This window comes from Arhodomonas sp. KWT (assembly GCF_010993615.1).
The window spans coordinates 1-1,299 of sequence record NZ_WNXE01000470.1 but is presented as its reverse complement, the minus strand read 5'-3'; the positions used below and the strand labels follow the sequence as shown (position 1 = coordinate 1,299).

Below are 1,299 nucleotides of genomic sequence, written 5' to 3'. Positions count from 1 at the left end.
AGATCCGCCGGCACGTCGAGGACGGCGTGGAGCTCGTCGTCGCAGGGCCGGTGGTAGTGAATCTGCCCGTCCGCGAGTACCAGCTGCGGCTCGATGCCGGCGCCGCGGGTGAGCGCGTAGAGCCACCCCCAGCCCGCTAGGCAGGCCAGACTGTAGAGGCTTCCCGCGAAGCCCGTTCCCGTATGGTTGTGGTTGGCGTAGAGCGGCGCGGTGAGCTCGAGTCCCGCCTCGTCGAGCCGGGTGACCAGCACCTCCATGGCCCGGCTCAGCGGGATCAGGTTATTGAACCGCGCCTGCAGCGCCGAGGCGGTAAGCATGCGGATCTCCCTGGGGTGAGACACCGCTGTAGGATACCATTGCCCGCACGACGGACCGGATACAGCCATGGCCGAAGAGATCGAACGCAAATTCCTGGTGACCGGCGACGCCTGGCGCGACGCCGCGGACGCCGGCCAGCCCATGCGCCAGGGCTACCTCGGCCGCGACATCCACGCCAGCGTGCGCGTGCGCCTCGCCGGTGCCCGCGCGTGGCTCAACATCAAGGGCGCAACCCTCGGCGTGCAGCGCCGCGAGTACGAGTACGCGATCCCCGCCGATGAGGCACAGGAGATGCTCGACCACCTCTGCCACCGGCCACTGATCGAGAAGACCCGCTACCACGTCCCGGTGGACGGTCACACCTGGGAGGTGGACGTCTTCGAGGGCGACAACGCCGGGCTGGTGGTCGCGGAGGTCGAGCTCGCGAGCGCCGAAGAGGCCTTCACGAGGCCCGAATGGGCGGGACGGGAAGTCTCCCACCTGCCGCGCTACTACAACGTCTCGCTGGTGCGTTACCCCTACAGCGAGTGGACCGCCGCGGAGCGCACCGGTGACTGAGCACACCCCCTGGATCCATGTGAACCTCGCGGCGCAGCGGCTCCGCCTGTACGGCAGCGACGGCGCCGTCCTCGCGGACTGGCCGGTGGCTACCGGCGCCAATGGTGCCGGCGAGCTGGACGGCAGCGGCTGCACGCCGCGGGGCCGGCACATCGTGCGTGCGCGCATCGGCGCCGGCGAGCCGGCGGACGCGGTATTCGTGGGCCGGCGTCCGACGGGGGAGCGCTATACCCGGGCGCTCGCCGACGCCCATCCCGGGCGGGACTGGATCCTCGGGCGCATCCTCTGGCTGAGCGGCACCGAGCCGGGCCACAACCGCCTCGGCCGGTGCGACACAATGCGCCGATTCATCTACATCCACGGCGGCCCGCCGGAGTCCCCGCTCGGGCAACCGGTCTCCCACGGCTGCATCCGCATGCACCC

General features: G+C 70.8%; 3 protein-coding genes. 2 read left to right on the top strand and 1 reads right to left on the bottom strand.

Going from position 1 to position 1,299, the window contains the following annotated elements; genetic code table 11:
* Positions 1-317, bottom strand: a 317-nt coding sequence (locus tag G7A99_RS20005) for a YiiD C-terminal domain-containing protein (protein WP_163143554.1), incomplete at its 3' end; no start/stop codon positions are given.
* Between the two features lie 67 nt (positions 318-384).
* On the opposite strand from G7A99_RS20005, the gene G7A99_RS20000 reads away from it, so the two are divergent.
* Both G7A99_RS20000 and G7A99_RS19995 read left to right on the top strand, forming a co-directional pair.
* Positions 385-876, top strand: a complete 492-nt coding sequence (locus tag G7A99_RS20000) for a CYTH domain-containing protein (protein ID WP_018716800.1) — start codon at positions 385-387, stop codon at positions 874-876.
* Positions 869-1,299, top strand: a 431-nt coding sequence (locus G7A99_RS19995) for a L,D-transpeptidase (RefSeq protein WP_163143551.1), incomplete at its 3' end; no start/stop codon positions are given. The genes G7A99_RS20000 and G7A99_RS19995, both read left to right, overlap by 8 nt.